This is a genomic window from Pseudoalteromonas sp. 1CM17D (genome assembly GCF_023161805.1).
In the GTDB taxonomy this organism is placed as follows: domain Bacteria; phylum Pseudomonadota; class Gammaproteobacteria; order Enterobacterales; family Alteromonadaceae; genus Pseudoalteromonas; species Pseudoalteromonas atlantica.
Map to the genome: position 1 here is coordinate 59,268 of NZ_JALNTP010000001.1, position 25,336 is coordinate 84,603.

The following is a 25,336-nucleotide window of genomic DNA, read 5'->3' on the forward strand; positions in this document are numbered from 1 at the left end:
ATTGGTAATAAATAAAAATTCACTACATCTGCACTAAAAACGACACAACAATTAATAACTATACTAATGAACGCTAAAAAAGCGTGATCCTAAGCCTCTAATTTATTTAAAACGCATTAAACTATCTAAATGTTAACTGAACCTGCGGGAAGTTAGTGAATATTTATTCATTGCTTTTGTGCTTTACGTTTACGTAAAGGGTATTGCTTTAACGCCTTTGTTTTTACAAAATGTTAAAATTGACACCAGTGTCATGAAAAAATAACGCGCAAATAAGCGCTAAATGTTAAAACTTATGGGTGAAAAAGAAATCTTGCCTTGAAGTGAGAAATATTCAAGAATGTGAATATGTATTCAAAATAATATTGACTCTATTTACTATAGAGGCTAGTTTTGTGCGTCTGTTAGCAAATCGTCGAGCAGTTCATTCACGTTAACAGTGCAGCAAGGGAGGGGTCTATGTTATACGACTCAACATTAGAAAAAGATAATTGTGGCTTTGGCTTAATAGCCCAAGTAAATGGTCAAGCTAGTCATCGGCTTATTCGTACAGCTATTACTGGACTTGATCGCATGCAGCACCGCGGTGGTATTTCTGCCGATGGTAAAACAGGTGACGGCTGTGGTTTATTACTACAAAAACCTGACAGTTTTTTCCGTGCTATTGCGAGTGAGCATAATTGGCACTTAGGTAAAAATTACGCCGTAGGCATGGTTTTCTTAAATTCAGATCCCGTTTTAGCACAAGCTGCAAAACAGGTTTTATGTGAAGAATTAGAACAAGAAACACTTAAAATACTCGGTTGGCGTGAAGTGCCTACTGACCCTTCAATGCTAGGGCCAATTGCGACACAGCAATTACCTGGTTTTGAGCAAATTTTTGTTAGTGCGCCTGAAGGTTGGCGTTCTAAAGATTTAGAGCGACGTTTATATGTAGCACGTCGCCGTGCAGAAAAGCGTTTAGCAGAGGATGAGTCGTTTTATATTGCGAGTTTATCGGGGTTAGTGACTATCTATAAAGGCCTTATGATGCCTGCAGATTTGCCTAACTTTTATTTAGACTTAGCTGATATTCGTATGACCAGCGCTATTTGTGTATTCCATCAGCGTTTTTCTACTAATACTCAGCCGCGTTGGCCTTTAGCACAACCATTTAGGTATTTAGCGCATAATGGTGAAATTAATACCATTGAAGGTAACCGCCAATGGGCTCGTGCACGTTCGTATAAGTTTTCATCGCCACTTATTCCTGATTTACAAAGCGCAGCGCCGTTTGTAAACGAAACCGGCTCCGACTCTTCAAGCTTAGATAACATGCTGGAGCTGTTTTTAGCGGGTGGCATGGATTTATTCCGTGCTATGCGTATGCTTGTGCCACCTGCATGGCAGAAAAACCGTGCTATGGATGATGATTTACGCGCATTTTACGACTTTAACTCTATGCATATGGAGCCGTGGGATGGCCCTGCGGGCATTGTTATGTCTGATGGGCGTTTTGCAGCCTGTAACCTTGACAGAAATGGTCTGCGTCCAGCGCGCTATGTTATTACCCAAGATGGCTTTATTACACTTGCCTCTGAGGTAGGGATTTGGGATTACACTGCAGATGAAGTGGTCGAAAAAGGCCGTGTAGGGCCAGGTGAGCTGTTAGTAATTGATACTAAATTAGGCAAAATTTGGCACTCAGACGAAATCGACCAAGATTTAAAATCGCGTCATCCTTATAAGTCATGGCTTGAAGAAAACGTTAAACGTTTAACCCCGTTTGAAGAGCTTACCGAGCAAGATGCGGGTAATCGCTCTTTTGATGACGAAACACTTGTTAAATACCAAAAAATGTTTGGTTACACTAACGAAGAGCTCGATAGTGTTATTCGCGTAATGGGTGAAAATGGCCAAGAAGCAACAGGCTCTATGGGTGATGACACGCCATTTGCAGTACTTAGCGAAGGGCATCGTTCATTGTACGATTACTTCCGCCAAAAGTTTGCACAAGTGACTAACCCGCCAATCGACCCGCTGCGTGAAAACCACGTAATGTCACTGGCAACGTGTATTGGTAGTGAGCAAAACGTATTTAATGAAACCACAGGCCACGCTAAGCGCCTACAGTTTGATACGCCAATTTTAATGTATGCAGACATGCAGCAGCTACTAAATGCCGATGACGAGCATTACAGCTACTGTAAAATTGATATTACATACACAGCAGAGGAAGGTTTAGAAAAAGCGGTTGCACGTATTTGCGACGCTGCACAAGAAAAAGCAGCAGCCGGCTGTGTAATGCTTATTTTATCTGACCGTAACTTCAGCGAAACTCAATTACCAATTCCTGCTGCTATGGCGGTAGGTGCTGTACAAAAACGTTTAGTAGATAATAACTTACGTTGTGAGTCTAATATTATTATTGAAACGGGTAGCGTACGCGATGCACACCAATTTGCCGTATTACTTGGTTTTGGTGCAACCGCAATTTACCCATACCTTGCATACGAGTCACTGGTTGCGATGAGCGACAGTAAAGTGATTGATAAATCGTACTGCGAAGTGACGCTTTCGTACCGAAAAGCCATTAATAAGGGCTTGTACAAAATTATGTCTAAAATGGGCATAAGCACAATTGCATCGTACCGTTGTTCAATGCTTTTTGAAGCGGTTGGTCTATCTGATGCTATGGTAGAAATGTGCTTTAAAGGTGTGGCAAGTCGTATTAAAGGCGCCTGTTTTAGCGATTTTGATATTGATCAGCAAAAGCTACATAAACTTGCTTTTAGTAAGCGTAAATTACTGAGCCATGGCGGTTTATTAAAATACGTTCACGGTGGTGAATACCACGCTTACAACCCAGATGTTATTCAAACGCTACAAAAGGCCGTACGTTCAGGCGATTATAAAGACTACGCAGCCTATGCTGATTTAGTTAATAACCGTCCTATTGCAACGCTGCGCGATATGTTAGCGCTTAAATTACCTGAAAAAGGCATTAGCATTGATGATGTTGAGCCGGCTGAATTTTTATACCAGCGCTTTGACTCTGCAGCTATGAGTATTGGTGCACTTTCGCCTGAGGCGCATGAAGCGCTTGCCATTGCAATGAACCGCTTAGGCGGGTGTTCAAATTCTGGTGAAGGCGGCGAAGATAAGCTGCGCTACAACACCGAGAAAAACTCCCGTATTAAACAAGTTGCCTCGGGTCGTTTTGGTGTAACGCCGCACTACCTTCGTAATGCTGATGTAATTCAAATTAAAGTGGCGCAGGGTGCTAAACCTGGCGAAGGCGGGCAATTACCAGGTGAAAAAGTAACGCCGTATATTGCAAAACTTCGTTATTCGGTTCCCGGTGTAACATTAATTTCACCACCACCGCATCACGATATTTACTCAATTGAAGATTTAGCCCAGCTAATATTTGATTTAAAACAAGTAAACCCAGAAGCGATGATATCGGTGAAGTTAGTATCTGAGCCGGGTGTAGGCACAATTGCCACAGGTGTAGCTAAAGCCTACGCCGACTTAATTACTATCTCAGGTTACGATGGTGGTACCGGTGCAAGCCCATTAACGTCAGTTAAATACGCGGGTAGCCCGTGGGAGCTTGGCCTTGCAGAAACCCAGCAAGCGCTTGTTGAAAATGGTCTTCGTCACCGTATTCGCCTGCAAACAGATGGTGGTTTAAAAACAGGTTTAGATATCATTAAAGCCGCTATTTTAGGTGCAGAGAGCTTTGGCTTTGGTACGGGCCCAATGGTGGCGCTAGGTTGTAAATACTTACGTATTTGTCATTTAAATAACTGTGCGACCGGTGTTGCAACGCAAGATGAAACACTTCGTCAAAAGCATTACCACGGCTTACCAGAAATGGCGATGAACTACTTTAAGTTTATAGCCCAAGAAGCACGTGAAATTATGGCAAGCTTAGGTATTGCTAATCTAACTGACTTAATTGGCCGTTTAGACTTATTAGAAGCGATTGAAGGTAAAACAGCGAAGCAAAAGAAAATAGATTTATCGTCTGTAATTGCTCAGCCAAATAACCCAACGGGCGAAACCTTATTTTGTAGCTCACCAAATAGCTCGCACTATTTAGGTGAACTTAACGAAACGTTACTAGGTAAAGCGCAACAAGCGATTGATACCTCATCGGGTATTTCGCTCGTGAGCCGCATATGTAATACAGACCGTTCAGTGGGCGCAATGCTGTCGGGTTACATAGCCTCTAAGCATGGCAACCAAGGTATGGCTGCAGATCCAGTATCTATTGAGCTACATGGTACAGCAGGGCAATCATTTGGTGTTTGGAATGCCGGTGGCCTTGAAATGACCCTTATTGGCGATGCAAACGACTACGTGGGTAAAGGCATGGCTGGTGGTAAGCTTGTTATACGCCCACCACTGGGATCATCGTTTGAAAGTCATAAAGCGACTATTGCTGGTAACACATGTTTGTACGGTGCTACGGGTGGTAAGTTATTTGCCGCAGGCTGTGCTGGTGAGCGTTTTGCAGTGCGTAACTCTGGCGTGCAAGCCGTTGTTGAAGGCGTAGGTGATAACGGCTGTGAATACATGACTGGCGGCGTTGTATGCGTGCTAGGTAATGTAGGCGTTAACTTTGGTGCGGGTATGACAGGTGGTTTTGCTTATATTTTAGATGAGCGAAGTGACTTTGAAAAACGCATTAATCAAGAGCTTGTAGAAGTAGTAACACTTGATGATTTAAGTTCGCACCAAGAGCATTTACGTGGCCTAATTGCCGAACATTTAGAGCTTACGGGTTCATGTCGAGCAGAAACCATTTTAGCTAATTTTGAACTGTACTTACCTATGTTCAAACTAGTTAAACCAAAATCAAGTGATGTAAAAAGTTTACTCGGGCACCGCGCTCGCAGTAGCGCAGAACTTCGTGTTCAAGCGCAATAAGGGGGCAGTATGAGCGAAAATGTATATCAATTTATAGACGTGCAGCGTGTTGATCCGCGCAAAAAACCAATCTCGTCGCGTAAAAAATCTTTCGTGGAAATTTACGAACCCTTTTCTGAGAATCAGGTAAATTCACAAGCTGACCGTTGTTTAGATTGTGGTAACCCTTACTGTGAATGGAAATGCCCAGTGCATAACTACATTCCACAGTGGTTAAAACTAATTAGAACTGGCCGTATTTTAGAAGCGGCTGAGCTTTCTCACCGTACAAATAGCTTGCCTGAAGTGTGTGGACGCGTATGTCCACAAGACAGACTGTGTGAAGGTTCATGTACGCTTGATGAAGAGTTTGGCGCAGTAACGATAGGTAATATTGAAAAATACATTACCGATACCGCATTTAAAATGGGCTGGAAACCAGACATGTCATACGTGACATGGACGGATAAAAAAGTAGCTATTATTGGTGCGGGTCCGGCTGGTTTAGGGTGTGCAGATATTTTAGTGCGTAACGGTGTAAAGCCAGTGGTTTTTGACCGTCACCCAGAAATTGGCGGATTACTTACTTTTGGTATCCCTTCTTTCAAACTTGAAAAAGAAGTAATGCAAAAGCGCCGTGAAATTTTCACCGAAATGGGTGTGGAATTTAAGCTAAACGTTGAAGTGGGTGTAGATATCACTATGGACGAAATTTTAGCTGACTACGACGCGGTATTTTTAGGTGTAGGTACGTATCAGAGTATGCGTGCTGGTCTTGAAAACGAAGACGCGCCAGGCGTACACGACGCACTGCCATTTTTAATTGGTAACACAAATCGCGTTATGGGTTACGATGAAAAAAACCAAGCGTGCATTGATATGGCCAATCAAAAGGTTGTGGTACTTGGCGGTGGTGATACCGCGATGGACTGTGTGCGAACGTCTATTCGCCAAAATGCAGCTAAAGTAACTTGTGCTTATCGTCGTGATGAAGAAAATATGCCTGGCTCTAAGCGTGAAGTTAAAAACGCTAAAGAAGAAGGTGTAAACTTTACCTTTAATGTACAGCCAACGGGTATTGTACTTGATGATAATGGCCATGTTGCAGGCGTTAAAATGGTTAAAACACAACTGGGTGAGCCTGATGAAAACGGCCGTAGCCGAGCAGAAGTTGTACCAGGCTCTGAGCACGTACTTGAGGCAGACCAGGTTATTATGGCGTTTGGCTTTAAACCACACAAAATGGACTGGTTAGAAAAGTATGATGTAGAAATTAACCACTGGGGCGGCATTAACGCACCAGAGCAAGGTGAATTTACTCATCAAACAACTAATCCGAAAATATTTGCAGGTGGCGATATAGTGCGAGGCTCTGATTTAGTGGTAACGGCTATTTTTGAAGGGCGTAACGCTGCTGAAGGTATTATGGATTATTTAGAGGTTTAATTATCTCGTTAAGTTTTAAATATAATAAAGGCAAGCCAACTGGCTTGCTTTTTTTTTGCTTTTTCAAATGAAAAAGTATTAAAAAGTTGTCATTAACCAATAATTAACGTGTAAATCTTGCTTAAAGTACTATTTCAGTACAAACTTGCTGCTAACTTCTTTTTTAAATCCTCGGAAAATGAGCTTTTAAAGCTCGCTTGCAAATAAAAAATAATAATATGAATGCATACTCAGACAACAGAGAAAGAAAGCTAATTGTTCGCTTTTTTTCGACCATCGGATTTATAGCTACCTTCGCTATGGCGTGTAATGCATTGTCCAGTGCTGATGTAGTGCTTGGTATTATGCTGCTAGTTTCAGCTGGTTTTTATGCGTGGGCTTTTAGCCTTTATCGCGCAGTCGAAAAATCAGCAACCACCATTTTATATAACCTTTACTGTTTAATGCTGTATTTAGTGATCTCGGGCGGAGCTGAAGGTACTGGGCCAATTTGGATATTTATTGTATCACCGGTGACTTACTCTATTAGAGGCCTTAAAAAAGGAACATTTGATATTGTTGCCTTTTTATTTGCCGTGATCGCCGGCTTTATTATTACAGATAACTTTAATATTTATGATTATCAGCCTGAAGCACTTCCACTAAGGGTGGTCATTTCTTTTATTATTGTTGCTTTATTAAGTGGTTTTTATGAGCGCTCACGCGAAAAATACAATGAAAAAATAGTCGCGCTGAGTCAAAAAAATGAGCGCCTTGCCACAATAGATCACTTAACTGATTTACCTAACAGACGTTTTATGATGAAAGAACTTGCTGAGCTTAAACATCTTTATAAAAAAAATAAGCAGCCGTATGTAATTTTGCTAGCTGATGTTGATAATTTCAAAAACATTAATGATAACTACGGCCACGACTTTGGTGATGAAGCGTTAACCCAACTTGCCAATATTTTAAAAAAGAGCATGCCAAAGCAAGGTATTGCTTCTCGGTGGGGCGGTGAAGAGTTTTTAATTGCACTACCAAACAGCGACAAAGATCAGGGGCAAAGTATTGCAGAAAAAATTCATGCAGAATTACAAAAAAATCCAGTGCGCATGAGTGGGAAATCGGTGGTATTAACTATAAGTATGGGGCTTGTGCAAAGCCAGTTAGATACAACCATAGCCCAAGACATAAAGCTTGCCGACGAGCGATTATACAAAGCAAAAGAGCAAGGTAAAAATAGAACTTGCTCTTAACGCTTGTGTTAGTTAATCCATAGAAAAACTATCAAGGTTGGGGCGGCTTTTACTTTTTCGCCGCTGTAAACTTAAATAGCACATTGCACAGCACAGTATCTGTGCTAATAAAAGTAACCATTGATTATTAGCCACTATGTTGCCAATAATAAACCACTGCCAAACACTCACCGTTACTTGATAAACCAATATAAGTTTTAAAAAGCTAAAGAGTTTTAGCTTAAATTCTGCGTGCTTAAACTTACTAAACCCAATAAGCAAAAAGCTCAAAACAAAAAGTAGCCACCCAGTAACATGGCAAAAATTTATCAGCATGCTTTGCATTTAAAACGTCTCTCCACTGTTGTAGCAAAAGTATAACTTAGGCGTGCGCCATAATAAGCTCTTTAGCATTTGCTTTAGCGGTTTTACTTATATTATCGCCGCCAAGTAAGCGTGCAATTTCATTAATACGGCCGTCTTTATTTAGGCTGAGCATTTGAGTAAAGGTCTCGCCTTGTGCTATTTCTTTTGCTACAAAAAACTGCTGATGCGCACTACTTGCAACCTGGGGTAAATGGGTTACACAAATAACCTGTGTTGATTTTCCTAGTTGGCGTAGTAACTTCCCTACAGAGGAGGCGGTAGGACCTGATATACCTACATCCACTTCGTCAAAAATAAGCGTTGGCGTTGTCACTTTTTGGGCAATGATCACCTGTATGGCAAGGCTAATACGCGACAGCTCACCACCCGAGGCAACTTTAGCTAAAGGTTGTAATGGCTGCCCAGGGTTAGTAGAGACCAAAAACGAGACGCTATCAAAACCTAATGCATTGGGTTGGCGCTCAGCTTCTTGGGTAAGCTGAATTTCAAAGACCCCATTTTCCATCGATAAATTAGCCATGCTTTCACTAATTAATTGATTTAATGTATTAGCATATTTATGGCGACTTTCGCTTAGCTGATCACTGGCGTGCTGGTATGCACTTAGCGCATTAGTTATTTCATCGTCTAATTGCGCCAAACGTGAGCTATTGTTACTAATTGATTCTAGCTCTTGTGTTAAACCTTGATGAAACTCAACCAGCTCTTGAGGCTTTATATGATGCTTACGGGCTAAGTCCATTGCGCCACTTAAGCGCGCTTCTACTTCTGTTAATCTAGCAGGGTCTAAGTCGGCCTGCTCTGCGTAGTTTCTTACTTCTCTGCTTGCTTCTTCAACTTGCACTGCGGCTTCATCTAATAATGCAGCTACACTTGCTAAGCTTTCGTCATAATTTGCAAGCTCGGCAAATTGCTGAGCGCTGTGTTGCAGCATTGAACAGGCATTTTGCTCATCACTTTCGTATAAATGTTGAAGTTCGCGCTGGCAGGCTTCTAAAATGGTTTGGCTATTACTTAGCTTGTAATGTTCGGCTTCTATTTGTTCAAACTCGCCGTCTTGTAAGGCAAACTCATCTAATTCGGCAACTTGGTATTCGAGTAATTGTTTTTGAGCGGCTTGTTGTAATTGCTGTTGCTCAAGCTGTTTAAATTCTTTTTGCAGGTTTGCATATAATTTAAAGCTTTGGCTAACCGCTTTTACAAGCTGATTGTGGCCTGCGTAGGCGTCTAGCAGTTGCAGCTGGTGTTCAGCTTTTAAAAGGTGCTGATGAGCATGCTGTCCGTGTATAGAAATTAAATACTGTCCCAGCTCTTTAAGTTGAGCTGCTGTAACAGCGCTGCCATTAATATAGCTTTTGCTACGGCCATTTTTACATACAACGCGTCTAAGTAGGCATTCGTTGTCGTTACTCGTTAGCATGTGTTGTTCTAAAAATGCTTTAGCAAGAGGAAGGGCAGTTAAATCAAATTGTGCGCACACTTCTGCTTTATCTGTGCCAGGGCGAACCGCCGACGCTTCAGCGCGCTCGCCTAAACACAGTGAAAGTGCATCAATGGCAATCGATTTACCCGCGCCGGTTTCACCCGTGATCGCCGTCATGCCGTTATGCCACTCAGTGCTTAAGTTACTTACAATTGCAAAATTTTTAATTTCTAAACCAATTAACATACTGTTCATCCATCCAGTGAATTAACTGTTAATTTATACAGTGTTTAGGTTTTTTGCAAATTAATTTTTTACTTTTTAAGCAACACTCGCATTTTGAGAAAACTGACTATCAGAGTCAGTACTTTCATCAGAAGGGGTTTCGTCAGTATTTTCAAGGCTTTCGCTTGGGTTTTCAGGTGTGTCAGTTTTAATTTGTACAATCAATGAGGGCAAAATTTCATGATAAAACGCTTTATTATAAAGTATGCCTTGCTGGGGTAACTCACTCACAAAGTACTGTATATTATCTTGTAGCGCTTGGGCGTTTTCACTTTGCAGTGCTTTTTGAAACTCAATCGAAAGCGTGCTCACTAAGCTGTCGCTAATATCTTCTAAATGCTGTAGGTTTTCATCAGTATGGGGCTGAACCACAAAAAAATTGGTCACAATTGCCTGAATTTGCGCTACATACTTAGGTCTTATTATTTTGGCTTCTAATAAATTGTTTAGCTTGGTTTTGAGGCGAGTGTTTACTTGGGCAACACGTTCGTTAAATTGTTTCTTCTTGGTTTCTAACGCTTTTTTTCTATTGTTTTCAACTCTAATATAAGCGCCAAGCAAAGTGATAAGTAATAACAAAGCAAAGATAACAACATAAGTCATTGCTAGATATTCCTAGTTTGATTAATTTTTATTTGTCTTGTATTTTGCGCTAAAGCACTACGCTTGGCAATAAAATTAGTATAAACGGCTGCCCCAATTAAGTTTAGTACGTAAAACGTTGTAGTAAGAGTAGTTTTTTGGGTGAATTAAGCGCAGTTTTCTGTCGGCTTTTTTAATAACTACTTCATCGCCGGGTAAAACGGCAAGCACTACATGGCTGTCGCAACTGACTTGTAAGCTGTCGGTGTTCTCAAGGCTTAACTTTAAGCGTACCTCGTTATCGGCATCAACCACTAAGGGTCTGCTTGATAATGTATGCGGAAACATAGGCACTAACGAAATTGCATTAAGCTCAGGTGTTAAAATGGGCCCGCCACCCGATAAAGAATAAGCTGTAGAGCCGGTAGGGGTTGATACAATTAAACCGTCAGAGCGCTGAGAAAACACAAAGTCGTTATTTATAAAAGCCTCAAACTCAATCATGTGGGCAACTTTGTCGGCGTGTAGCACCGCTTCGTTAACGGCTGAATTCGCACTTTTAAGTTCGTTATGGCGGTATACTTCTACCTCGAGCAAAAAGCGTTTTTCTTCTAAATACTCGCCGCTTAACACTTGCTCTAGGCTACCTTCAAAGCCCTCTGGATTTAAGTCGGTTAAAAACCCTAAATTACCTCTGTTTACGCCTATTACAGCTACGTCAAAGCGTGCCAGTACGCGAGCAGCACCAAGCATATTGCCATCACCCCCTACAACAATAGCAAGGTCGGCTTGCTCGCCTAAGCTAACAAGGTCAACTTGATGAGTATCAGGGACATCCGATAACTGCCCACCGGTGCGCTTTTCTACAATCACGGTAAAGCCAAGAGCCGATAAAAAAGTATGTAAACGCTGTAACGTAGCCGCAGCTTTAGGATGGTTTGGTTTACCTATAAGGCCAATAGTTTTAAACGGTGAGTGCATAACGGCTGCAATAAAAAGTAATAATATTTTTGTAGGGTAACTCAAAACAGAAGTGTTTGAAAACACAGATTTACCAATATGATAATGATTCACTTACGCCTGTATATTGCCAAGCTCACCTAAGTGCTGATTATTGGCTCAACAGATTAAATTACCCCTTTAATTTTTATATTTAATGCTTAAAAATAGTTGCTGCAGTGTTTTATTGTAATGCATGCAACAACATATTCACTTAAAGCGTGCTTTAGGCTTGAATTTGTTTTAACTGCCCCGATATCTCTTTCATGCAACAAGATGTAGATAACATGAATATAAACCCGCGAGATCAACAAATTTTTTCAGCAGTGATGAGCCTTTATTGTAATGGTGAAGGGTTACCCGTTCCATCAACAAAAATAGCGAAGCAAAAAGGCATGGCGGTTTGTTCTGCTACGGTACGAAATGCTATGGCGCGACTTGAAAAAGTAGGCTTGTTATATTCCCCTCATACATCGGCAGGGCGTGTGCCTACAAACCAAGGGTTTGATTATTGGTTTGATGAGTTTTTTCCGTTAGCTGAAATAGCTAATTACTGGCAGCCAAAGCAAGCACAACTTGTGGAGCTTGCCCATGGATTAAGTAAAAAGTATCAAGTATGTTGTTGTGTAGGCTTACCACAAGCAAGCTCGCAACAAGTGTTTAGAGTAGAAGTACTTGAGTTTGATTCTAACGATTGGCTTGTACTGCTAATAGATAGAGCAGGGCAAAGCCACAATATTTGTATCAACAAACCTGATGATTCCTCAGATGCTGTGCGTTATCAATTTGCAACTTGGTTAAACACAGTATTTAGCCAACAAACCTTAATGGAAGGTTTGTACAGAATGCAAGCAATGGCAAACACCGCACCGCGTAATTGCCATGACTCACTGACACAGTGGACGCGCCAGCTTAGTCATAAGCTTGGATCAGATAACAGTATTGTAGTAGGCGAAAACTATTTATATAAAAAGGTCGATTGCGAACAAAGCTTAAATATTGGCGTTTCATTTTTAAATTTTGTCGAAGATAAACTCGCATTTAAAAACGGTGTATCAGTTTTAAACACTGAAAACTTACCGTTTACAGAGTGCAATGAGCTGATAGTAATTAGTGTGCCGTACTTTCAAAATCAAGAGTATCAAAGCCGTTTTTGCGTAATTTGCCCTAAATCGGCGCAAATTGAACAATTAATCCAAGAATTTAAATTATTAGAGCCATCTAACTCTTGAATCTTTTTATTCAATCCCCATAATTACCGCAGTTGTAAAGAATTGGAGCACGTATTTTATGTCTGAGCAGACACAAAACCCAGAGCAAGAAGTAGAACTAAACGAAGAAGTAGCTCAAATGGAAGCTGATGTTGAAGCAGCAGTAGAAGCCGCAGAGCAACACGAAGCAGACCAAGAGCAAAGCCCTGAAGCTGAAATTGCAATGCTATACGCAGAGCTTGAAGCCGCTAAGCAAACCATTGCGGATCAAAAAGACAGCGTTGTACGCGCCGCCGCAGATGTAGATAACATTCGTCGTCGTGCTGCACAAGATGTAGAAAAAGCACATAAATTTGCACTGGAAAAGTTTGCTAACGAATTACTTCCAGTAATCGATAACCTAGAGCGCGCTATTGAGTTTTCTGATAAAGAAAACGAAACCCTAAAGCCATTGCTTGAAGGTATTGATATGACAGTTAAAAGCTTTAACGATGCGGTTGCAAAGTTTGGCGTTGAAATTGTTAACCCACAGGGTGAGCAATTCAATCCAGAATTCCACCAAGCAATGTCTATCCAACCAAGTAACGATGTTTCACCAAACACGGTACTTGCAGTAATGCAAAAAGGATACACATTAAATGGTCGTTTATTACGCCCTGCAATGGTTATGGTATCTAAAGCAGCAGACGCTTAATTAGTCACTGTTTATAAAAAATGCCTCATTATGAGGCATTTTTTTTGTCTATTTTATAGTGGATTAACTGCACCAGCATAGTTAATAGTACGGCGCTAAACATTAAGCTTGAAAACGGCACAGCACTTTTTGCATGCACCACCGCAAGCAATGGGCCAACGAGCGCGCCACTGCCAAAGCGCAGCGTTCCAATAACAGCGGTGGCGGTACCGGTGTTTTTTTCAAACTTCATTAATATTAATGAATCAGCATTACTCGCCGTTACCCCTAGGCTCATCATTAAAGGCGCAATGGCCGCTACAATGTAGTATAAAGAAAGCTGCAACAAGCTAAACGTAAGCAGTGCCAGCCCAGAGGCAAAGCCACATACAAGCCCTATGTACAGCATTTTTCGAGAGCCAATTCTTGGTACAATTCGGGTATTTAAAAAGTTACCACACATAAGTGCCATGACATTAAATGCGAATAAAATACCAAATAATTGCTCAGATACATTATATAAATCTAAGTATACAAAAGGCACTGAGGTTAAAAAGCAAAAAAAGCCAAACGAGACAAACATAGAGCTTAATATGTCTGCACGTGCATCTTTATTACTAAGTACCGTTTTATAGCTGTCGAAAAACAAGGCTAGGCCTTTTTTCTCATTTTTATGAATGGGGATATCAATTAAATACACCTGTACAAACGCTAAAATTAAAAAGCTATAGGCAGCAAGAACCAAAAATATGGTTGACCATACCGAGAACCCTAAAATAAACGAGCCCACAGAGGGGGCAACTAAGGGCGCTACCATCATGATCATAGATACATACGACATGCCTTTAGCGGTGTTTTTTTGATAAATATGCCTAATTACGCCAGGCACAACCACCGTAGCTGCCGCGCCGGTGAATGCTTGCACGGCTCTAAGTACCCAAAAGGTGTGTATTTCGTTGGTAAAAGCCAGCGCAAATGAGCTTGCACCAAATAAGGTTAAGCCAATCCGGGCTAGTTTTCGTCGTCCGAGTTGATCGGCAATAGGGCCAAAAAATAACATGCCTAGCGAGTAGCCAGCCAAATAAATACTTAGCGAAATTTGTACATTTGGCATAGTGGTTTGTAAATCGTTCGCAATAACCAACATGGCCGGTAAGTACATGTCTATAGCCAGTGGCGTAATAGCAACAATACTGGCTAACAAAGGTAACAAAATTCGGGTATTAAAAGACGAGGCCGAGGCGTCCATGTAGTCACTCAACATTCACTAAAAACAAGGCTTATAGTGTAACAGGGCTATGCAAGGGTATAAACTTAGTTTGTCTGGCAAGGTCATTTATTTATTAAAAATAAAAAGCGGCGTAATAAAGAGCAAAGATTCTAAACTGGCACCGTGTTTGCTATTCTACAACTAATAAAAATTAAAGACTTGAAGGAAACACCATGAAAAAACTAGCCCTTGCCTTACTCGCAACCGCAGTTTTAGCCGGCTGTAAAACATCGCCTACGGGGCGTACTCAAATTGCGCTGTATTCAGAGCAACAAATGAGTGAAATGGGCACTGCAAGTTTTGCTCAAATGAAGGAATCACAGCCAATCAATAAAGATGCAAAAACCAATGCGTATGTAAATTGTATTGCTGAAAAGGTCGTGGCTGTTTTACCAAAAGAATACGCCTCACAAAATTGGGAAGTCGTAGTATTTGAAGATGAGTCGGCAAATGCTTTTGCATTACCTGGTGGCTACATAGGTGTTCATACGGGGTTATTAAAAATAGCCACCAATCAAGATCAGCTTGCAACCGTACTAGGGCACGAAGTGGGCCACGTCATAGCAGAGCATTCAAATGAGCGTGTATCACAAAGCTCAATTTTAGATACTGGTATGCAATTAGGCAGCGCAGCGCTTGAAATGGGCAACGTACAATACCGCAACGAAATTATGCAAGGTTTAGGTTTAGGGGCGCAGTACGGCGTAATTTTACCGTTTAGCCGTTCACACGAATCAGAGGCCGATACCATTGGCTTAGATTTAATGGCGCAGGCTGGCTTTAACCCACAAGAGTCGGTAACGCTTTGGCAAAATATGAGCGCAGCAGGCAGTGGTAGCACACCTGAGTTTTTATCTACTCACCCTGCACCGAGCAATCGAATTAATAATTTACAAGCACAAATGAGCGAAGCACTTAGCGAGCAAAGTACGGCTAAATCGCAGGGTAAAAACCCGCAATGTACGCTGTAAATTAAAAAGCCCCTGTAAGCAGTTTACTTACAGGGGCTTTATTTTATTAAGTATCAAGCTATTAATCACTTAGTGCTTGTTTAAACACTGCCTTAAATCGCTCAAAATCTTCTACTTGCGGTAAATGCCCTAAATTATCAAGTTCAAACAGTTGCGAATCAGGAATAAGCGCAGCAGCGTGTTTTCCTAATTTGTCGTAACGCCCCAGCTGATAATCTATCCCGTCTTTTTTCCAGTTTCGGCCAGGGCCTGTTCTGTCACGCGTACCAATAATTAATTTAACGGGCACCGTTAAGTCTTTAAATTCAGTGATCACCGGTTGGGTAAAAATCATATCGTAGGTTTTAGCGTTAACCCAAGCAATTTGCTCTTTATCTGGGCCTTGTATTTGCCCTGTAATAAAGTCGGTTAATGCTGAATACTGGGTATTCCATTGACCATCGTAATAGTTTTTTTGCTGGTACTTTTTAACACCTTCGGGCGTTTTGTTAAGCTCATTTTTATAAAAAAAGTTGGTGTCTTTGTATTTTACATAGTGTAAGTAGTTTTCAAGCCCTATTGGATTAAGCAAAATAAGTTTTGTGGTTGTATCTGGGTACATTAATGCAAAACGGCTCGCTAGCATTCCCCCCATAGAGTGGCCAACAATAATCGACTTTTCAAGGTTTAGCGAGTCCATTAATGCATGTGTATGATGCGCAAGCGCCGCAAATGAATATTGATAGTTAGTGGGCTTTGAAGACTTACCAAAACCAATTTGATCGGGGATCAGCACCCCAAACCCAAGCGACTGTAAGTAACGGGCTGTGGGGCTCCAGTAGTCGGCATTAAAGTTTTTACCGTGCATTAGCGTCACTGTTGGCATATTTTTTTGTGTGGGTTTTAAATAAATATACGCCATTTTTAGCGATTGCTTTTGTGAAGCAATATCAAAATAATTTACTTTAAAATCATACTGGTAATTTGTTAAAAGTGCATCGTAAGAGAGGGTTTTAGAGGGTTCTGTACTACTGGCAAATGCATTATTAGTAAAGGCTAATAATGCAGACAAACAAATAACTTTAATCGCTGGCATTTCCTTACTCCTATTAAAGGCAAGCACACGGCTTTAATTAAAGTAAGACAATAACTAAGTATTAAAGGCTGTTCAATTAAATAGTTTTCATGGCAAAAAAAAGAGCACTGTTTAAGTGCTCCGTTTAAAAGTAATGTTGACTCTGTTTTACACTGTATGGACTTAAAAAGTCCACTCAACGTGTATTTGTGGAACCGATTCAGTGACCTCAGTGCCTAGCTTATTATGCCAGTATTGCAGTTCCATACCCAGTAATAGGGTGTTTTCTTTCATTTCTAACGCGTGGCCCATATCCCATACTAAAATAGGCTGTGCAAGTATCCACGCTTCTACGTCGTTACCAAACTCATCTTCGCGCTCTGCAATGTATTCAGCGTGTCCTTTAAAGCTAAATTTTTGCGAGCCTAGGGTAAACGGGTATTCAAAGGCTACATCAAACATCCAGCTGTTAGTTTCAATAGGGGCACCGCCTTTGGCTACGCCTTCACTGTCATCAATATAGGCAGTGACAAGTGTTTGAAAAAAGTTGAACCCAGGTACATCCCAGCTTAATTTAACACCCGGTAGGTATTTCATCATTTTGGCATCGCCGGCAACGTTAATTCCGCCAGTAAGGCCTACATCTAATAATGCACCAGCGCCAATTTTCTCACCGCTAATAGCCGATAAGCTTAGCGTTGAATACCATTCGCCGTAAAAGTTGCTATCTTGGTAGCCGTCGGTTGTATCGTCTTTGCTGTAATCAATAAAGAAAAAGTTATCACCGTAATCATAGCCCGATGCATGTTGCAGCGAGTAAACAGTAGTGTCTGATTCTTGCTTGGTAAATGGGTTTTTTTGGTCGCCATTATTAACATGTAATGCGGTGCTGCTCCAATTAGCAGCAAGGGCAGAAGATGATAAAGCGATTGACGTAAGGGTAACGAGGGGAAGTATTTTTTTAAATTTCATAATCTGTATTTAACTATAACTTTAGTGACACGCGAAAGCGCGCATTATAGCACAAGGTATTGATTTGTAGATTATTATTTTAACATATGTTGCAGCTTATTTATTAAGCTGCAACATAAGGTTTTGCACAAAATTTAGGCTTTATTGCGGCGCAAACAAATAACGGCAATGGCAGTAAAAGCTAAAATAAAGCAGTAGTAAGATGACGTTGATACTTCCCACGGGCTAATTTTAAACGTAGCACCTAACAGTAATGCTTGAGCACCATAGGGCAGTGAGCCTTGCGTAACACAAGCAAAAATATCAAGTAAACTTGCAGAGCGTTTACCACTTATTTCGCCATCATCAGCAAGTTTTTTAGCAATAGGGCCTGCAACAATAATGGATACCGTGTTATTGGCTATACACACGTTACTGGTTAATACCAACGCAGCTATACCAAGCTGATCAGCTACTTTGCGGTGCCACTTGGCAATCACTTTTGTAATGGCTTGAATTTTTTGTGCCAGAAAATCAAGGCCGCCGTTAATACGAATGAATTCAGATAAGCCACCAATAAACATAGAAAGTAAAAATATTTCCTGCATATCGGTAAAACCTTTGTAAATATCTTTTACAAAGCTTGCGCCTTCGTAGCTGCCGGTAAAGCCCATTAGCGCAGCAAATACAATACCGCTAAATAGCACGACAAACACGTTCATACCGGCAACAGCCAATACTAAAATAAAGGCATAAGGCAGCACTAATAATAAATCAAAATCTTTAGTTTCTACTGCTTGTGGAGCAGGTGTTAAATAAAGCAGCAAAGCAATGGTTAATACGGCAGCAGGAACCGCTATTTTTAAGTTTTCTTTAAACTTGTCTTTCATTTCACAGCCTTGCGTACGCGTTGCCGCAATGGTTGTGTCTGAAATAATAGAAAGGTTATCACCAAACATTGCGCCCGATACTATAGTACCGGCCATTAGCGCAGGGTCGATGCCTGTTTTAACGGATACCGCATAAGCAATTGGCCCTATAGCACCAATGGTACCCATTGATGTACCCATTGCAGTAGAGACAACCGCAGCAATTAAAAATAGCCCAGGTAATAACAGCGACGGGGGAATAAGTGACAAACCAGCGTTTACAACCGCATCCACACCACCGGTGGCACTTGCTACTGCCGAAAATGCACCAGCAAGTAAATAAATTAAACACATGGTAATAATGTTGTTGTGTCCTGCGCCTTTAATAAAGGTTTCAACACATTGGTTTACTGTGCCTTTGTTTAAAATAAAGGCAAGCATAATAGCGGGTAGTATAGCAACCGGCGCTGGGAGCTGGTAAAAAGCGTAATCAACCCCTTGCGATTGTAAATATAAACCTGAGCCTAAAAAAAGGGCTACAAAGGTAAGAAGGGGAAGCAAAGATAGAATTGCTTTGTTTTTATTAAATGTTGGCTGCATTGTATTCCTCATAACCAGTTAATATAACCACAGCCAAAACTCCTCTTTTAGCTGAATTTAGTAGATCACTCTTTAATAAAAAAGTAGATGACCACAGCGCCCGCAAGCCAAAGACCAAATCGACGCGAAAGAGAAGTTTAAATGTATAGATGGCTAAAGTAAACTGGTATTGTTATTATTATTTAATTAAGGGCTTACCTGACTATTGCACGACTTTTAGATAATATCTACCGGTGTGCGATTATATGCGGCTAATAATTGCTCAAAGCAAGTTTAGGGCGGCAAATTAGTCAGGGTACTCAACAACAGATCCAACTAAATCAGATTAAGGCAATAACAATGAATCGAATAGGTGTTTTTGGTGCTAACGGCAGAATGGGCTTAGCCCTATTAGAAGCCGCGACAATTAAAGAGCAAACACAACTTGGTGGTGCGTATGTTCGCAGCAGCTCATCGTTATTGGGTATTAATGTAAATCAAGTAAACAGTGCAGCCGACAAATCCATTAGCTTTAGCGACGAGAGCAAGGTTGCTGATGTTGATGTACTTATCGATTTCACGTTACCAGCAGGTATGCGCAATCACTTAAAAACAGCGCTCGATAAAAAACTGCCTATGGTTATAGGCACCACAGGTTTAACTAGCGAAGACATGGCATTATTAGAAAATGCTGCTAAACATATTCCTATTGTGTTTGCGCGTAACTACAGCGTTGGCGTTAATGTGCTACTTAACCTAGTGCAAACAGCAGCCACTAAATTTGGTGACGACCTAGATATAGAAGTTTTTGAAGCGCATCATCGTCATAAAATAGATGCGCCATCGGGCACAGCATTAGCCATTGGTGAATCTATTGCACAGGCTAAAGGGTGGGATCACGATGAAGTAGCGGTATACGACCGCAGCCAAGTAGAAACCGCAAAATCACAAAATGAAATTGGCTATTCAGTACTAAGAGGCGGGGACATAGTAGGTGAACACACCGCCTATTTCGCAACTATGGGCGAAAGGCTTGAATTAACCCACAAAGCAAGTTCGCGAATGACCTTTGCATTAGGAGCTATAAGGGCTGCGCAGTGGTTACAAAATAAACCAGCAGGACTTTATGATATGCAAGATGTGCTAGATCTGAAGTAGTTTAGTTACTTTTTTAGCTGTTTGGGTCTATTTTTGCCTAAAGCGACTTATTTGTAGTATTTATCTAAATAACGTTAGACCTAAATAGCATCTTCATGTAGAATGCAGCCAATTTGCCAAAAATTACTAAATGCGTGTTTCCAATTATACCCAAGTGGCTAGTAAAACCAGGGGTTTCAGTGGGAATGAAAAGAGTTTTAGGCAAGAAAAATGATTGAAGGTTTAGCGTTTTATATCGGCATCATTTAAGACTGCGTAAAACAATTTAAGCTCACAAAAAAATCTGGTTTTGACGATCCCTCTGGGTATTGGCGGGGTGTTAAGCATTTGCTTACTCCCGTTTTTTACTGTTAGGAGGTTTAACTTGACTAAATCCGCTCTGTTAGTCCTAGAAGACGGCACAGTGTTTCGCGGTACTGCAATCGGCGCTGACGGCATGTCAGTCGGTGAAGTAGTATTCAATACGTCTATGACTGGTTATCAAGAAATTTTGACTGATCCATCATACGCGGAACAAATCGTAACTTTGACGTACCCACATATCGGCAATACGGGTACCAACAGCGAAGACGAAGAAGCGAATCAAATTTGGGCTAAAGGCCTAGTGATCCGTGATTTGCCACTGCTAGCAAGTAACTTTCGTAACGAGCAATCGTTAGATGATTACTTAAAACAACGTAATATTTTAGGTATTGCGGACATCGACACCAGAAAGCTTACCCGTATTTTGCGCGACAAAGGCGCACAAAACGGCTGTATTATTGCCGGTGACGAGTTAGACGAAAACAAAGCGTTACAAGCCGCGCAAACCTTCCCAGGTTTAAAAGGTATGGATTTAGCAAAAGTTGTCTCAACCAAGGAAAATTTTGAGTGGCGCGAATCAAGCTGGACATTAGGCCAAGGATTTAAAACCCTTAGCAGCGATGATGAAAAGTTTCATGTAGTAGCCTACGACTTCGGTGTTAAACGTAATATTTTACGAATGCTAGTTGATCGCGGTTGTAAATTAACCGTTGTACCAGCGCAAACCTCAGCCGCCGATGTACTTGCTTTAAACCCAGATGGTATCTTCTTATCTAATGGTCCTGGCGATCCAGAGCCATGTACTTACGCTATTGATGCAATTAAAACCTTTTTAGAAACCGACACACCAATTTTTGGTATTTGTTTAGGGCATCAATTATTAGCACTGGCCTCAGGTGCTAAAACAGTAAAAATGAAATTTGGCCACCACGGTGGTAACCACCCAGTAAAAGACTTAGACCGCGATGTAGTAATGATCACTGCACAAAACCACGGTTTTGCTGCCGATGAAGACACACTACCAAGTAACTTACGTGCCACGCACAAATCGTTATTTGATGGAACACTACAAGGTATTCATCGTACTGATAAACCAGCGTTTAGCTTCCAAGGTCACCCAGAAGCAAGCCCAGGCCCGCACGATGCAGCCCCATTATTTGACCACTTCATCGACCTGATGCAAGCGCGTAATAACTAATTTAACTGGAGTAATAATGCCAAAACGTACCGATTTAAAAAGCATTCTTATCTTAGGCGCAGGCCCAATTGTAATTGGTCAAGCTTGTGAATTTGATTACTCTGGTGCTCAAGCGTGTAAAGCACTTAGAGAAGAAGGCTTTAGAGTAATATTAGTTAACTCAAACCCAGCGACTATCATGACTGACCCAGAAATGGCCGATGCAACGTACATCGAGCCTATTCATTGGGAAGTGGTAGAAAAAATTATTGAAAAAGAAAAGCCAGATGCAGTACTACCAACAATGGGTGGTCAAACGGCATTAAACTGTGCACTTGATTTAGATAAGCACGGCGTACTGGCTAAACACGGCGTTGAGCTAATTGGCGCAACCGCCGATGCAATCGACAAAGCAGAGAACCGTGAACGCTTTGACGTAGCCATGAAAAACATTGGCCTTGAATGTCCACGTGCTGAAATTGCTCACTCTATGGATGAAGCACACGATACGCTAACACGTATTGGTTTTCCGTGTATTATTCGTCCTTCTTTCACTATGGGTGGCACCGGTGGCGGTGTGGCTTACAACATGGAAGAATTTAACGAAATCTGTGAGCGCGGCCTAGATTTATCACCAACAAGTGAGTTGTTGATTGATGAATCACTGATTGGCTGGAAAGAATATGAAATGGAAGTTGTTCGTGATAAAAAAGACAACTGTATCATTGTATGTTCTATCGAAAACTTTGACCCAATGGGTGTACACACTGGTGATTCAATCACCGTTGCACCAGCACAAACGCTAACCGACAAAGAATATCAATTAATGCGTAATGCCTCTATGGCGGTACTGCGTGAAATTGGTGTTGAAACCGGTGGTTCAAACGTACAGTTTGGTGTAAACCCTGATGATGGCCGCATGGTTATCATTGAGATGAACCCTCGTGTATCTCGCTCATCAGCATTGGCATCTAAAGCAACGGGTTTCCCTATTGCTAAAATTGCCGCTAAGTTAGCAATTGGTTACACGTTAGATGAACTTCAAAACGACATTACGGGTGGCAAAACACCAGCGTCATTTGAGCCATCAATCGACTACGTAGTAACAAAAATTCCTCGCTTTAACTTTGAAAAATTTGCCGGCGCGAACGACCGCTTAACAACGCAAATGAAATCAGTGGGCGAAGTAATGGCGATTGGTCGTAACCAGCAAGAATCGTTACACAAAGCATTACGCGGTCTTGAAGTAGGCGCAACGGGCTTTAACCCAATTGTGGCACTTGATGACCCGAAAGCGCGCGAAAAAATCATTCGTGAACTACGCGAGCCAGGCGCTGAGCGTATTTGGTACATTGCCGATGCAATGCGCCACGGTATGAGCGTAGAAGAGGTATTTGAACTTACCAAAGTTGACCCTTGGTACTTAGTACAAATAGAAGACATTTTAAAAGACGAAGCTAAAATTGCTGAAGGTGGCATGGCCGGCTTAAATGCCGAGTTTTTACGTAAACTTAAGCGTAAAGGCTTCGCCGACCCACGTATTGCTGAAATTGCTGGTGTATCTGAAGCCGAAATTCGCAAAAAGCGTCATCAGTTAAACATTGTACCTGTGTACAAGCGTGTTGATACCTGTGCTGCTGAATTTAGCTCAGACACAGCTTACATGTACTCAACGTACGATGAAGAGTGTGAAGCGAACCCGTCAGACAAAGACAAAATCATGGTTATTGGTGGCGGTCCTAACCGTATCGGCCAAGGCATTGAGTTTGACTACTGTTGTGTGCACGCAGCCCTTGCGCTACGCGAAGACGGCTATGAGACCATCATGGTTAACTGTAACCCTGAAACGGTTTCTACCGATTACGATACCTCTGACCGTTTATTCTTTGAACCAATTACACTTGAAGACGTATTAGAAATTGTACGTGTTGAAAAACCAAAAGGTGTGATTGTACAGTACGGTGGCCAAACACCACTTAAACTAGCACGTGAACTTGAAGCGAATGGTGTGCCAGTAATTGGTACTTCACCAGATGCGATTGACCGCGCAGAAGACCGTGAGCGTTTCCAACAGTTAGTAGAGCGTCTTGATTTACTACAACCAGAAAACGCAACAGTTACATCAACTGAAGAAGCATTACTTAAATCAGGTGAAATTGGCTTCCCACTGGTTGTGCGTCCATCGTACGTACTGGGTGGCCGTGCAATGGAAATTGTTTACGATGAGCAAGACTTACGTCGTTACATGACCGAAGCGGTACAAGCTTCAAATGAAGCGCCAGTACTACTTGATCACTTCTTAGATAATGCAATCGAAGTGGACGTTGATGCAATTTGTGACGGCGAGCAAGTAATTATTGGCGGTATAATGGAGCACATTGAGCAAGCGGGTGTTCACTCGGGTGACTCAGCATGTTCATTACCTGCACACTCTTTATCACAAGAAGTGCAAGATGTTATGCGTAAACAAGTAACCGATATGGCACTTGAGCTTGGCGTAGTGGGCTTAATGAATACACAATTTGCTGTAAAAGATGACAAAGTGTACTTAATTGAAGTGAATCCACGTGCGGCGCGTACTGTACCGTTTGTATCTAAAGCGACCGGTATTGCACTTGCAAAAGTAGCCGCGCGTTGTATGGCGGGTCAGTCTTTAGCAAGCCAAGGCATTACTAAAGAAGTAATTCCACCGTATTACAGCGTTAAAGAAGTTGTTTTACCGTTTGCTAAGTTCCAAGGTGTGGATCCTATCCGTGGCCCAGAGATGCGCTCTACAGGTGAAGTGATGGGTGTTGGCGATACTTTCGCCGAAGCGTTCGCAAAAGCACAATTAGGTGCAAGCAACACTTTACCACGCGGTGGTCGCGCGTTACTATCTGTACGTAACAGCGATAAGTCTCGTGTTGTAGAACTTGCTAAAACCATGACAGACCTTGGTTTTGAAATTGATGCAACAGGTGGCACAGCAGAGGCTTTAAAAGAGGCCGGTATTGAAGTACGCCGTGTAAACAAAGTATATGAAGGCCGCCCGCATATTCTTGATAACATCAAGAATAAAGAGTACAGCTATATCGTAAATACCACCGAAGGTCGCCAAGCGATCGAAGATTCGAAGGTGTTGCGTCGTGGTGCATTGCAAAACAAAACCAACTACACGACAACCTTGAACGCGGCATTTGCTAACTGTACTGCTAACCAAGCGGACGACCGTAGTAAAGTGACGTCAGTTCAAGAGCTACACCAGCGATTGAACTAAGGAAATGTACCAAGGCCACTAGGCCTTGGTGTTAAGTGAGAAAAGTATGCAATCAATTCCGATGACAGTTCGTGGCGCAGAGTTACTGCGCGAAGAGCTTAACGAATTAAAAACAGTTACCCGTCCTAAAATCGTAAATGATATTGCGATTGCACGTGAACATGGTGACTTAAAAGAAAACGCTGAATACCACGCAGCGCGTGAGCAACAGGGTTTTTGTGAAGGCCGTATTCAAGAAATTGAAGCTAAGCTTTCAAATGTGCAAATTATTGACGTAACTAAAATGCCTAATACAGGTAAAGTTATTTTTGGTACTACTGTCACTATTGTAAATGTAGAAACAGATGCCGAAGTAACCTACCGTATTGTGGGTGATGACGAAGCAGATATTAAAAATAACTTAATTTCTGTTAACTCACCGATTGCGCGCGGTTTAATTGGTAAACAAACAGATGATGCTGTGACCATTAAAACGCCTAAAGGCGACGTTGAGTACGAAATCATTGACGTTGAGTATCTTTAATATTTAGCTCACAGTAATGTACAAGCAAAAACCGATGCAATTGCATCGGTTTTTTTATGCCTAAAAACTAGCTAAAGCCAACTTATCCTCATAAACCCCATATATA

17 protein-coding genes are annotated in these 25,336 nt (G+C 41.5%); 10 read left to right on the top strand and 7 right to left on the bottom strand.

The window, feature by feature from the left end; all coding sequences use genetic code 11:
- The first annotated feature begins 459 nt into the window (after positions 1–459).
- The 3 genes from gltB to MSC25_RS00270 all read left to right on the top strand — a co-directional run bounded on the left by gltB (position 460) and on the right by MSC25_RS00270 (position 7,580).
- Positions 460–4,917 (top strand): glutamate synthase large subunit, encoded by a 4,458-nt coding sequence (gltB, locus tag MSC25_RS00260; RefSeq protein ID WP_248441966.1) that lies wholly within the window; start codon positions 460–462, stop codon positions 4,915–4,917.
- A gap of 9 nt (positions 4,918–4,926) precedes the next feature.
- A complete protein-coding gene (locus tag MSC25_RS00265) occupies positions 4,927–6,342 on the top strand; it encodes an FAD-dependent oxidoreductase (RefSeq protein WP_004588108.1) in 1,416 nt (471 codons plus the stop codon).
- 218 nt (positions 6,343–6,560) lie between these two features.
- Positions 6,561–7,580, top strand: coding sequence for a GGDEF domain-containing protein (locus tag MSC25_RS00270; RefSeq protein WP_248441974.1), 1,020 nt, complete (start codon positions 6,561–6,563; stop codon positions 7,578–7,580).
- 361 nt (positions 7,581–7,941) lie between these two features.
- On the opposite strand, the gene recN is transcribed toward MSC25_RS00270, so the two are convergent.
- The 3 genes from recN to nadK form a co-directional block, all read right to left on the bottom strand.
- Entirely contained in the window at positions 7,942–9,615 is a 1,674-nt protein-coding gene (gene recN / locus MSC25_RS00275; RefSeq protein ID WP_024033375.1) for a DNA repair protein RecN, read from the bottom strand.
- A 75-nt stretch (positions 9,616–9,690) separates the two neighbouring features.
- On the bottom strand, positions 9,691–10,257 hold the full coding sequence (locus MSC25_RS00280; protein WP_248441976.1) for a hypothetical protein: 567 nt from the start codon (positions 10,255–10,257) through the stop codon (positions 9,691–9,693).
- Positions 10,258–10,332: 75 nt separating this feature from the next.
- Positions 10,333–11,217, bottom strand: coding sequence for an NAD(+) kinase (gene nadK / locus MSC25_RS00285; RefSeq protein ID WP_004588103.1), 885 nt, complete (start codon positions 11,215–11,217; stop codon positions 10,333–10,335).
- Positions 11,218–11,501: 284 nt separating this feature from the next.
- Here nadK and MSC25_RS00290 point away from each other — a divergent pair, with 284 nt between their 5' ends.
- Positions 11,502–12,467, top strand: a complete 966-nt coding sequence (locus MSC25_RS00290) for an HrcA family transcriptional regulator (RefSeq protein WP_031289855.1) — start codon at positions 11,502–11,504, stop codon at positions 12,465–12,467.
- A 58-nt stretch (positions 12,468–12,525) separates the two neighbouring features.
- The gene (grpE, locus tag MSC25_RS00295; protein WP_024033377.1) at positions 12,526–13,140 is read left to right on the top strand and encodes a nucleotide exchange factor GrpE; all 615 of its coding nucleotides are present in this window, start codon (positions 12,526–12,528) and stop codon (positions 13,138–13,140) included.
- A gap of 28 nt (positions 13,141–13,168) precedes the next feature.
- Here the strand turns inward: grpE and MSC25_RS00300 are convergent, their stop codons facing one another.
- Complete coding sequence (locus MSC25_RS00300) at positions 13,169–14,368, bottom strand: Bcr/CflA family multidrug efflux MFS transporter (protein WP_248441985.1); 1,200 nt, start codon at positions 14,366–14,368, stop codon at positions 13,169–13,171.
- 194 nt (positions 14,369–14,562) lie between these two features.
- Here MSC25_RS00300 and MSC25_RS00305 point away from each other — a divergent pair, with 194 nt between their 5' ends.
- On the top strand, positions 14,563–15,360 hold the full coding sequence (locus tag MSC25_RS00305; RefSeq protein WP_248442013.1) for a M48 family metallopeptidase: 798 nt from the start codon (positions 14,563–14,565) through the stop codon (positions 15,358–15,360).
- Positions 15,361–15,421: 61 nt separating this feature from the next.
- Here the strand turns inward: MSC25_RS00305 and MSC25_RS00310 are convergent, their stop codons facing one another.
- The 3 genes from MSC25_RS00310 to MSC25_RS00320 form a co-directional block, all read right to left on the bottom strand.
- Positions 15,422–16,435 (bottom strand): alpha/beta hydrolase, encoded by a 1,014-nt coding sequence (locus tag MSC25_RS00310; RefSeq protein WP_248442016.1) that lies wholly within the window; start codon positions 16,433–16,435, stop codon positions 15,422–15,424.
- A gap of 162 nt (positions 16,436–16,597) precedes the next feature.
- Positions 16,598–17,386 (bottom strand): nucleoside-binding protein, encoded by a 789-nt coding sequence (locus MSC25_RS00315; RefSeq protein WP_248442024.1) that lies wholly within the window; start codon positions 17,384–17,386, stop codon positions 16,598–16,600.
- 134 nt (positions 17,387–17,520) lie between these two features.
- Positions 17,521–18,834, bottom strand: a complete 1,314-nt coding sequence (locus MSC25_RS00320) for a Na+/H+ antiporter NhaC family protein (protein WP_004588096.1) — start codon at positions 18,832–18,834, stop codon at positions 17,521–17,523.
- Positions 18,835–19,173: 339 nt separating this feature from the next.
- Here MSC25_RS00320 and dapB point away from each other — a divergent pair, with 339 nt between their 5' ends.
- The 4 genes from dapB to greA all read left to right on the top strand — a co-directional run bounded on the left by dapB (position 19,174) and on the right by greA (position 25,230).
- Complete coding sequence (dapB, locus tag MSC25_RS00325; protein ID WP_096041514.1) at positions 19,174–19,971, top strand: 4-hydroxy-tetrahydrodipicolinate reductase; 798 nt, start codon at positions 19,174–19,176, stop codon at positions 19,969–19,971.
- Positions 19,972–20,335: 364 nt separating this feature from the next.
- On the top strand, positions 20,336–21,472 hold the full coding sequence (carA, locus tag MSC25_RS00330; protein WP_004588094.1) for a glutamine-hydrolyzing carbamoyl-phosphate synthase small subunit: 1,137 nt from the start codon (positions 20,336–20,338) through the stop codon (positions 21,470–21,472).
- Between the two features lie 16 nt (positions 21,473–21,488).
- Positions 21,489–24,707, top strand: coding sequence for a carbamoyl-phosphate synthase large subunit (gene carB, locus MSC25_RS00335; protein WP_248442034.1), 3,219 nt, complete (start codon positions 21,489–21,491; stop codon positions 24,705–24,707).
- Between the two features lie 46 nt (positions 24,708–24,753).
- Entirely contained in the window at positions 24,754–25,230 is a 477-nt protein-coding gene (gene greA, locus MSC25_RS00340; protein ID WP_004588092.1) for a transcription elongation factor GreA, read from the top strand.
- Positions 25,231–25,336 lie beyond the last annotated feature (106 nt).

Excerpts from the sequence above, each read along its gene's own strand:
- MSC25_RS00300 (WP_248441985.1), bottom strand. The coding sequence starts at position 14,368 with ATGGACGCCTCGGCCTCGTCTTTTAATACCCGAATTTTGTTACCTTTG.
- grpE (WP_024033377.1), top strand. The coding sequence starts at position 12,526 with ATGTCTGAGCAGACACAAAACCCAGAGCAAGAAGTAGAACTAAACGAA.
- MSC25_RS00305 (WP_248442013.1), top strand. The coding sequence starts at position 14,563 with ATGAAAAAACTAGCCCTTGCCTTACTCGCAACCGCAGTTTTAGCCGGC.
- MSC25_RS00290 (WP_031289855.1), top strand. The coding sequence starts at position 11,502 with ATGCAACAAGATGTAGATAACATGAATATAAACCCGCGAGATCAACAA.
- gltB (WP_248441966.1), top strand. The coding sequence starts at position 460 with ATGTTATACGACTCAACATTAGAAAAAGATAATTGTGGCTTTGGCTTA.
- MSC25_RS00310 (WP_248442016.1), bottom strand. The coding sequence starts at position 16,435 with ATGCCAGCGATTAAAGTTATTTGTTTGTCTGCATTATTAGCCTTTACT.
- recN (WP_024033375.1), bottom strand. The coding sequence starts at position 9,615 with ATGTTAATTGGTTTAGAAATTAAAAATTTTGCAATTGTAAGTAACTTA.
- MSC25_RS00315 (WP_248442024.1), bottom strand. The coding sequence starts at position 17,386 with ATGAAATTTAAAAAAATACTTCCCCTCGTTACCCTTACGTCAATCGCT.
- MSC25_RS00320 (WP_004588096.1), bottom strand. The coding sequence starts at position 18,834 with ATGCAGCCAACATTTAATAAAAACAAAGCAATTCTATCTTTGCTTCCC.
- carB (WP_248442034.1), top strand. The coding sequence starts at position 21,489 with ATGCCAAAACGTACCGATTTAAAAAGCATTCTTATCTTAGGCGCAGGC.
- MSC25_RS00270 (WP_248441974.1), top strand. The coding sequence starts at position 6,561 with ATGAATGCATACTCAGACAACAGAGAAAGAAAGCTAATTGTTCGCTTT.
- MSC25_RS00280 (WP_248441976.1), bottom strand. The coding sequence starts at position 10,257 with ATGACTTATGTTGTTATCTTTGCTTTGTTATTACTTATCACTTTGCTT.
- greA (WP_004588092.1), top strand. The coding sequence starts at position 24,754 with ATGCAATCAATTCCGATGACAGTTCGTGGCGCAGAGTTACTGCGCGAA.
- MSC25_RS00265 (WP_004588108.1), top strand. The coding sequence starts at position 4,927 with ATGAGCGAAAATGTATATCAATTTATAGACGTGCAGCGTGTTGATCCG.
- dapB (WP_096041514.1), top strand. The coding sequence starts at position 19,174 with ATGAATCGAATAGGTGTTTTTGGTGCTAACGGCAGAATGGGCTTAGCC.
- nadK (WP_004588103.1), bottom strand. The coding sequence starts at position 11,217 with ATGCACTCACCGTTTAAAACTATTGGCCTTATAGGTAAACCAAACCAT.